Below are 8,799 nucleotides of genomic sequence, written 5' to 3'. Positions count from 1 at the left end.
TCTGAGGTCGTAACTATAGGGGGCTGGCATTTTTGGTCTTCTTAGTCATCTCGTCCTCTCCATTATACGTCCTAAGTATTCTGTCTTGTGCTATATTTGCTGTCATTGACCGCAACACTGTGACCAAATGAACGTGCTCTGATTTCCTGCGGTATCCCATTCATCTCACCTAATTGGTTGGCTAGATGTCGGAAAGCTAATGCTTGAGTAAAGCCCCAATCGTGACGTTTAAGCCATAACCTGTGGTTATTATTAAAACCATTAGGGTCTTTAGATGTTGTAATAGGCAAACAAACGTTATGAATCCCAAGACGGTCAATCAAAGCCTTGTCTTTTGACATTGGGATAGCCAACCGTTGACCTGTTTTGGTGCTACTACCAAAGTAAGTAAACTCACCAATAACCAACACTAACTCAAGGTTGTTAGGGTCAGATATGGCCGGGAAAGTGATACCGTCAATCTTGACTACCTTGTTTAGGTTTTGTACTGCCGCGACCTCTGATGGTCTCAACCCGTATAAAGCACACATTGCCGACACCCAACACCAGCCATCACGTACTTGATTTTCTGTGACAGAACGATAATCAGTGTTGCGTTCCTTATTTAGCAAACCTAGCAAGGTATCTAAATCTATACTTTGGGACTTAGTAAACACTGTCTGGGCGGGGTCAATCTTTTCTCATTTCTCTAGTGCTTTTTTGCAGCCAGCACGTTCTGCTACTTGTCTTAATCGATAGTAACGATTTTTGAAGTCTTTGTGACCTACCGGACTATTACCGTCCTGTAATGGGCTATACAGTGCTTCTTTGATACCATCCCAGCTCACATAAACATCCCAGTCTGTGACTTTGTTAAACACAGTAAGAAAACAGCGTTTAAATGAACTTTGGTCACTTGATATATCGCGAGAGCGCTTCCGTTTAGTGTTCTTGTGTACCCCATTAAAGTAATCATCTTCCATCTCTTTAAACACTTGGCGATAGGTGATTAAGTCGTTTTCCAAAGGGGTTTTGTTTTCATCAAGGATAGTAGCCTTGTACCAGTCCAGCCATTCAGACACCGACTGAAATTGTCCGTCAAGGGATTTATGAACTAACCAAGCCTTATCAACGGCCTTACGGATACCCTCAGAAGTGAACTGACAATTACATCCTCGCTGCTTACGCCCTCCCGTCTCCGGGTCAGTAGTGATGTCTAGCTGAATTGTCCCCCGGTTACGCTTAATCCTGACACCTTTGGGACATTGTTTGCGGGATAGGTTGAAAAACTCAAGAATATCTTCAAAGCCTTGATATGTACCACTATGTGTACTGTTTGTACTTGCACTCATTTTGCACTAACTCCTAAATGTGCGATCGCTTTTGAGTGCATTAGAATGGCGGTAGAATAGGGGTTATAGCTATCCTGATGACTTCGAATCCCATCGTTCGCCCTGGGGCTGAATTCCCCCTGGTTTTTTGTGTGACTACTACTCACGGGACGACCTATGGTGGAGTCCTTCGTTGGAAGTCTCCAGACTCCCCATCCCTGATTTTAGATGGCGATCGCTTCTAACGAACAAGCCTTCTCCAGGTAATCATACCAGGCTTCCATACCTTCCCCAGTACGAGCAGATACCTCCAAAATCTCAGCTTGTGGTGCAATGCGGCGGATATTGTTAATCGCAGTTTCGCGATCGAACCCTACCGCTTCCGCAATGTCGATTTTATTGATGATGGCTATATTGGCAGTTTTGAACAGAGTCGGATATTTTAGGGGTTTATCTTCTCCTTCCGTCACCGACAACACAGCTACCCGCAAATTTTCCCCCAGGTCGTAGGCGGCGGGACAAACTAGGTTCCCCACATTTTCGATAAATAATAATTGCAGATTATCCAGGTTGATTTTACTTAAAGCCTGGGAGATCATTTCCGCTTCCAGGTGACAGACGCTTCCCGTCGTAATTTGCACTACCTGCATTCCGGTTCGTCGCAACCTTTGAGCATCATTATCAGTTTCCAGGTCTCCCACAATTACCGCACTATTGAGACGGGAACCCATATCTGATAAAGTGCGTTCCAGTAATGCTGTTTTTCCTGAACCGGGAGAAGACAGCACATTGATCGCAAACAGTTTTTTCGCTAAAAAGAAGCCTCGATTTCTTTCCGCGAGTCGGTCATTTTTGGAAAGGATGGCTGTGTGAACATCCACTGTTTGATGTTCGCTGTGCTGATGATCATGGTTATGATCATGGTGGTGGTGATGATCGTGACCATGGTGGTGATGGTGATCATGATCGTGATCGTGACCATGGTGGTGATGGTGATCATGATCGTGATCGTGACCATGATCGTGATCGTGATCTGTTGCGTGACTGTGAATGTGGATGTTTCCCGGTGTAACGGCGCAACCGCAATTGGTACACATAACTACGAAACCTCTAAGGATGTCAGTTCTAATTCTCTTCCTTGGCGAATGTCAAGACTGGGTTCGCCACACTGGGGACATTCATAAAACCAGGTTTTGGGTTCAAATTCCTGATTACAGTGGTGACAGTAACAGCGAACCGGGAGATAGTCGATCTCGAATTTGGCTTTGGCGGCGATCGTTCCAGCAACCACGACATCAAAAGCAAATTCTAGGGCTTCTACGGCTACTCCAGAATCAGCGCCTACTGTCATTTTAATACGGTGAATCTGATTAGCGCCCTGTTCTTTAGCTTTTTGTAAGGCGATCGCTAAAGTTTGTTCCATAATACCAACTTCGTGCATCGCCGTTTACTCCGATGTAGATGAGACTTGTTTTTAGGAAACCAGAAACCCGATTTTTGTCAAAACCGGGTTTCCCTAAGATGTGATCGCGTAGGGTCTCCCAACCAGAATCGCTATGGTAACTACAGTAAACCGTCAGCCTTAGCCATAGATAGCATTAGGTCAATTACGCGACAGGAATAACCCCATTCGTTATCGTACCAAGATACTATTTTAAAGAAATTAGAGTTCAGTTCGATTCCCGCTCCCGCATCAAAAATGCTAGAATGACCGTCCGTAATAAAGTCCGAAGAAACTACATCTTCATCTGTGTATCCTAAAATGCCTTTCATCGCACCTTCGGAAGCCGATTTCATCGCTGCACAAATCTCGTCATAGGTCGTGGCTTTTTCTGTGCGGAAAGTTAGGTCTACCGCTGAGACGTTAGGAGTGGGAACCCGGAAAGCCATACCAGTTAAACGGCCTTTTAGTTCTGGTAATACTAGGGTAACAGCTTTAGCCGCTCCGGTGGAAGCCGGGATGATGTTTTGAGTCGCACCACGTCCACCACGCCAGTCTTTGCGACTAGGACCGTCTACCGTTGGTTGAGTCGCCGTCAAAGAGTGAACTGTGGTCATTAGACCTTCTGCTAACCCAAAGTTGTCTTGAATAACTTTAGAAATCGGCGCTAAACAGTTGGTGGTACAACTAGCATTGGAAACAATGGGGTGAGAAGCTGGATCGAAGTCTTGATGGTTAACCCCAACCACTAAGGTTTTGACTTTTTCTGGGTCTTTGGTGGGTGCGGAAATAACTACCCGTTTAGCACCTGCTTCGATGTGCTTATAAGCGCCATCATAGTTGGTAAATAAGCCAGTAGATTCTACTACATAATCTACTCCTAGTTCCTTCCATGGTAGTTGGGTGGGATCTTTGATAGATGTACAGCGAATGGTTTGTCCATTAACCACAATGGCTTCATCTTGGGATTCTACTTGACCGTCAAAACGTTTGTGGGTAGAGTCGTATTTTAACAGGTATGCTAAGGCATCAGCCGGGACTAGATCATTAATGCCGACAAACTGAATGTCAGGGTGTTTGCTACCATAGCGCATGACTAAGCGTCCGATGCGACCAAATCCGTTAATACCTACTTTAATTGTCATGATTCAGATAATCCTCCGTTGGGATAACACCACTGTTTAAATACTGTCAAAAACTTGGTTTTAACAGCAAAATTTTGGGGCTAGAAATAATTTTCTAGCCGAGAAAATAGCAAGGGACAGAGTTCAACTGCTGGTATTCTACCACAGAGAGCAGATTGGTAATGCAGCTTAAACAATTATTAATTGTTAAACAAGTATGCGATCGCCCTAGGGGGAGATTACCATAGCCACCTTACCACAGCTATATGCTTTTCTCAAATTTCGGGGCATCCCAAGAATCTTAAATTAATATTAAATTAGTGGTCTGATGTCAGGATTTCCTCAAATTTGCCGATATCATTTATGCACAATTATGGGATTTTGTCAACTCCTAGATAAGTGGCGATCGGCTGATATGATCTAGTTGTAAAATTTGAGTAACGGGGTTTAAACCCAGGTTAAGAAAAACTAAAAAAAACCAAAATTATACATCCTTTGGTGTGATTGGCTGTAGGATTTGAAGTGTGACGGTAACAACGGCTCAATGGGCTCGAAGAACTAAAGCCCAGACTAACCAAGATAGCCCAGTTTAACGGGAAGATTGCCCATATCCCTAAAGACAGGTTGCATAAGTTGACGACCAATTTGGCCAAAAACCAAAACTAGATTGGGATGGAAAACCTGGAACTGTCCGGGAGAAGGCGATCGGCAAGAATTGAAGTTCCTAACTTTTGGAGGCTTACATATTATGACTAAACGTAAGCGTATCGGGATTTTGACCAGTGGAGGAGACTGTCCCGGTCTGAATGCAGTAATTCGCGCGGTCGTGAATTATGCTACTTGTGAATATAATTGGGAAGTACGGGGCATTCCCTATGCCACCCAGGGCCTAATTGAGCGTAAAAGTGTTGTGTTGAACCGCTATGGATTAGAACGCCATGGGATTGACCCGTTACTGAGTATGGGTGGGACTATTCTGGGGTCCATTAATAAGGGAGATACCGAGGCTCAAGCTGATGAGGTAATTTCTGGCTACCATGACTTGGAATTGGATGCTCTGATCGCTATTGGTGGAGACGGTAGCCTTGCCATTTTGCACAAATTGGCGAAAAAGGGCAATATGAACCTGGTAGGGGTTCCCAAGACTATTGATAATGATGTCGCTTGTACGGAACTCTCGGTGGGTTTTAATTCCGCTGTGAGTACAATTTTAGATTCCCTCGATCGCCTTAGCTGTACGGCTGCGAGCCATGATCGGGTGATGGTTGTCGAAGTTATGGGTCGCACCACCGGACACTTAGCTCTACATTCTGGAATTGTTGGCGGCGCAGATGCTATCTTGATTCCAGAAATTCGCTATTCTGTCTCTGGTTTGTGTAAACGCATACAGCAGTTACGGAATTTATGGGAGCGCAAATTTGCGATCGTCGTCGTCGCTGAAGGTGCTAAAACTACCAGCGGAGAGTCCCGGTCTTATAAAGATGCTTTGGGAGAAGTGCGATTACGCGGTATAGGTGAATATGTGGCTACGGAAATTGAAACTACACTAGGGGTAGAATCGCGAGCTACAGTCCTTGGTCATGTCCAGCGGGGTGGTGCGCCTTCCTCTCAAGATCGCTTGCTGGCTACCGCTTTTGGTAAAACTGCTGTTGATGTGATTGCGGCTGAGGACTATGGCAAAATGGTGGCTTGGAGCAACCACCAAGTTGTCACCGTCTCCCTCGAAAAGGTATTTCAGAATAGCCCCCGCCTACTTGACCCTAATGGATTTTGGATAGAAACAGCCAGGGCTCTTGGTGTCTATCTGGGAGAAGAATCAGAAATACACAGTACCTGTTCCACCAGCCAAAATGGTCATCAGGATAATGTCAATATTGAAACCCCAGAAACTATACTGAACTGATATCTGAGAAATTAAAGCGATCGCTTTAAATTACGGAGGCGATTAGAGAAACTTCTCATTACCAGTAAAGCAAATAGGGGGGTCTGTTGAATGGCGAATAAAAATCGCCGTTCATCCATTGTTGCCAGTTTACAGCCAGTTTTCGCTATGGCTGTAGAGGCGCGAGTTTTCTCTGGATGAACTAGGGCTCCTTCCCCAAACACATCCCCCTTTTTCAGGGTTTCAATTACTTTTCCCTTCACCACAAAATCTACTTCCCCCTCAAGAATACCGTACATTAAATCGCCGGGTTCTCCTTCTTCAAAAATTACCTCTCCGGCCGATAAAATCTGCTCCGGCAGGTTTTCAAAAATTTGGACAGTTTGTGCAGGTTCTAACATAGCTAATGGATAATTGACAATTGACAATGGACAATGAGAAACAGGTAATAAAACTCCCTATCTTACTCCCTCTCCTTCTGGGAGAGGGAGTAAGATAGGGGGAGTAGTCCGACCATCCTTATTGTCATCTAAATCCTGAGAAACAGGATCGGTTCCCGCCCATTCTTTACGGGTGATAAATCCATCTCCATCGGGGTCCTCAACAGGTCATAACTCTTAATCCGCATGGGTTAAAGTTTCCTAACTTTCGAGGATAGTTAATCGTTCGGCGAGTAGGTCTTCCAAGGATTCTAAAGCCTTAGAAAACCCCTTGATTCCTTCCTCTAATTTTTCGGAAGCCATCGGATCTTCCTTGTGCATTTTAGCAAAGGTTGACCCATCCATTGAGATTTTTTCTATGTCCGATGATTTAGCTAATTCGGGGTCGAGTTTGCGGGGTAAATCTCCCGTTTTAGTATCAAGTTCTTCAAGAAGACTCGGAGAAATTGTGAGTAAATCACAGCCAGCCAGTTCAGTGATTTCGCCAATATTACGGAAACTCGCTCCCATCACTTCCGTGGGATAGCCGAATTTTTTGTAGTAGTTATAAATTTGGGTAACAGATTGCACCCCAGGGTCTTCATGAGGGGCATAATTTTCCCGTCCGGTCTTCTTTTTATACCAGTCTAAAATGCGACCTACAAAAGGAGAAATTAACGTCACTCCAGCTTCAGCACAGGCTACAGCTTGATGAAATCCAAATAATAGGGTAAGATTACAGTGAATTCCCTCTTTTTCCAAGATTTCGGCGGCGCGAATTCCTTCCCAAGTTGAGGCAATTTTAATCAAAATGCGATCGCGTGAAACACCGTGGGATTCATATTCAGAAATCAGATAACGAGCTGTAGCGAGCGTGCCTTCAGTATCATAAGATAAACGAGCATCAACTTCTGTCGAGACGCGACCCGGAATAATTTCCAGAATTTGTAACCCAAAAGCCACGGCTAAACGGTCCGTGGCTCGGGTAGCTACATCTTTCGGAGTCGCTTCGGTTCCTAGTTCAGCGCGAGCTTGTTTCAGGGTATCATCAACAATACCTTGATATTCTGGCATCCCTGCTGCTGCTGTAATCAAAGATGGGTTAGTAGTGGCATCTTGGGGGGTAAAGTTGTGAATAGCTTTGATATCCCCAGTATCAGCAACAACAATAGTAAAATCTCGCAGTTGTTTTAACAAAGTGTTGGACATTTTTAGCTCCTATTAGGGGTCGAGAGTAGAGTCGCCTCTACCCCCTCCCATTCAAAACAGTGCGTGAAAGTTTCCCTTCACACGGCTCCTAGTCTGATTGTTCCATTGTTAAGGATACAGCGTTGGCGTTATCTAGTGCCGTTTTATCATCGTGACAATGGCGATGTAATAGTTGAAGGTTTTTGTATTCATCCTTTCCGCCTGAGCTTCAAGGTACAATGTGGTCTACTTCAACTATATCCGATGGTGCGAAATACTGTCCACACCAGGTACATCTACCTTTTTGTTTTTTGAGTAGTTTTGCTACCCTGTTGGGCGTGTCGATTGCTTGTCCTTTTCTGGTTGCCCAGTAAGTCCAGTTTCCGTCGTATGGTGTTGCGTCAGGGCGTATTAGGGTGTGTCTAACAATCGGAGTCCAATTATGTTTCCATAGTTGGAATCCATCTTCGGTCTGGAATAACCAAGATTCATGTCTTTCTTTCCCATTGCTAAGTTTAACCGTTCCTTTGTGGAAGTAGTTTCCTAGCTTTTCGTGGTTTGCCTTTCCGCATCTTGATACTGTCCATGCCCTTAACATTAGCCACGCTGTGTGGTCTAGCTTAACGAAGGTCTCTGATGAGACTACCCCTGAGTAGTAGTTTGACCATCCCCGTATTACCGGGTTTAGCTTGCTAATCAGGGCTGATTGAGGTGCTGTTTTAAGTTGTTTTATTACACCTTTAATCGTTTGTGTATGGGCTTTAACTGCTTTGTTGCTGGGTTTTATGTGAGTTTTGAATCCTAATAGTTTGTGGGGGGTTTTATTAAATAAGAAGCCTCCTTTTCTTCTTCCCCCAAGTTTCCCAGATTTATATTTTCCTGCCGGGTATTGCCTGATATTGAATCCAAGAAAGTCGAACCCTGGTTTTTCTGTTTTACCATTGTACTCAATAGGATTGAGTGTGTGGCAAATTCGAGTTTTTTCAGGTTTTATTTCTAGTCCAACAGGTTTTAACCATTCGGAAATAGCAGTTTTGCACTGTTCAATGATTCCTAAGTCTTTGGATATGACCACAAAATCATCGGCGTATCTTATTACCGTGGCATAAGGTTTACCATTGGTACTTTTCGGATACAGTTTCTCAATTAACCTAACCATGCCATCCAGTGCAATGTTAGCTAGGAGTGGACTTATTACCCCTCCTTGAGGTGTCCCTGTTTCTGTATCTTCAAATGCGCCGTTATCTAGCACACCTGCTTTGAGTCATTGTTTCAGGTCTTTCTTCAGGCTGCTCGGACAATGAATTTTGGATAGTAGATAATCATGGTTTATTCGGTCAAAACATTTCGCTATATCTGTAGGGGTCGAGAGGGAAGTCGCCTTCCCCCACTCCCATTCAAAACCGTGCTTGATACTTTCGCATCACACGGCTCC

8 protein-coding genes and 2 pseudogenes are annotated in these 8,799 nt (G+C 44.4%); 2 read left to right on the top strand and 8 right to left on the bottom strand.

Going from position 1 to position 8,799, the window contains the following annotated elements; translation table 11 throughout:
• Positions 1–77: 77 nt before the first annotated feature.
• Positions 78–1,331 (bottom strand): annotated as a pseudogene (locus ACTIE0_RS20975) (site-specific integrase); the annotation flags it as partial.
• Between the two features lie 77 nt (positions 1,332–1,408).
• On the opposite strand from ACTIE0_RS20975, the gene ACTIE0_RS20970 reads away from it, so the two are divergent.
• Positions 1,409–1,555 carry a hypothetical protein gene (locus tag ACTIE0_RS20970; RefSeq protein ID WP_006670668.1) on the top strand — a complete coding sequence of 49 codons (147 nt, stop codon included), beginning with the start codon at positions 1,409–1,411 and terminating at the stop codon, positions 1,553–1,555.
• On the opposite strand, the gene hypB is transcribed toward ACTIE0_RS20970, so the two are convergent.
• The 4 genes from hypB to gap form a co-directional block, all read right to left on the bottom strand.
• On the bottom strand, positions 1,535–2,191 hold the full coding sequence (gene hypB, locus ACTIE0_RS20965) for a hydrogenase nickel incorporation protein HypB (RefSeq protein WP_488193806.1): 657 nt from the start codon (positions 2,189–2,191) through the stop codon (positions 1,535–1,537). The genes ACTIE0_RS20970 and hypB overlap by 21 nt on opposite strands.
• On the bottom strand, positions 2,122–2,328 hold the full coding sequence (locus ACTIE0_RS25060) for a hypothetical protein (RefSeq protein ID WP_488193807.1): 207 nt from the start codon (positions 2,326–2,328) through the stop codon (positions 2,122–2,124). Before ACTIE0_RS25060 ends, hypB begins: the two co-directional genes overlap by 70 nt.
• Before the next feature lie 81 nt (positions 2,329–2,409).
• Positions 2,410–2,751, bottom strand: coding sequence for a hydrogenase maturation nickel metallochaperone HypA (gene hypA, locus ACTIE0_RS20960; RefSeq protein ID WP_006620961.1), 342 nt, complete (start codon positions 2,749–2,751; stop codon positions 2,410–2,412).
• 122 nt (positions 2,752–2,873) lie between these two features.
• Positions 2,874–3,896, bottom strand: coding sequence for a type I glyceraldehyde-3-phosphate dehydrogenase (gene gap / locus ACTIE0_RS20955; RefSeq protein WP_006620962.1), 1,023 nt, complete (start codon positions 3,894–3,896; stop codon positions 2,874–2,876).
• Between the two features lie 727 nt (positions 3,897–4,623).
• On the opposite strand from gap, the gene ACTIE0_RS20950 reads away from it, so the two are divergent.
• Positions 4,624–5,778: an ATP-dependent 6-phosphofructokinase gene (locus ACTIE0_RS20950; protein ID WP_006620963.1), complete on the top strand. Its 1,155-nt coding sequence runs from the start codon at positions 4,624–4,626 to the stop codon at positions 5,776–5,778.
• Positions 5,779–5,789: 11 nt separating this feature from the next.
• Here ACTIE0_RS20950 and ACTIE0_RS20945 read toward each other — a convergent pair whose 3' ends face one another.
• The 3 genes and pseudogenes from ACTIE0_RS20945 to ACTIE0_RS20935 form a co-directional block, all read right to left on the bottom strand.
• The gene (locus ACTIE0_RS20945; protein WP_006616710.1) at positions 5,790–6,158 is read right to left on the bottom strand and encodes a cyclic nucleotide-binding domain-containing protein; all 369 of its coding nucleotides are present in this window, start codon (positions 6,156–6,158) and stop codon (positions 5,790–5,792) included.
• Between the two features lie 240 nt (positions 6,159–6,398).
• Positions 6,399–7,385: a transaldolase gene (locus ACTIE0_RS20940; protein WP_006670669.1), complete on the bottom strand. Its 987-nt coding sequence runs from the start codon at positions 7,383–7,385 to the stop codon at positions 6,399–6,401.
• An 88-nt stretch (positions 7,386–7,473) separates the two neighbouring features.
• Positions 7,474–8,721, bottom strand: a pseudogene (locus ACTIE0_RS20935) (group II intron reverse transcriptase); the annotation flags it as partial.
• Positions 8,722–8,799 lie beyond the last annotated feature (78 nt).

Origin of the sequence: Limnospira sp., assembly GCF_051859755.1 — a bacterium.
GTDB classification, from domain to species: Bacteria; Cyanobacteriota; Cyanobacteriia; order Cyanobacteriales; family Microcoleaceae; genus Limnospira; species Limnospira fusiformis.
The sequence above is the reverse complement of the archived record's forward strand: the minus strand, read 5'-3'. Positions and strand labels throughout refer to the sequence as shown.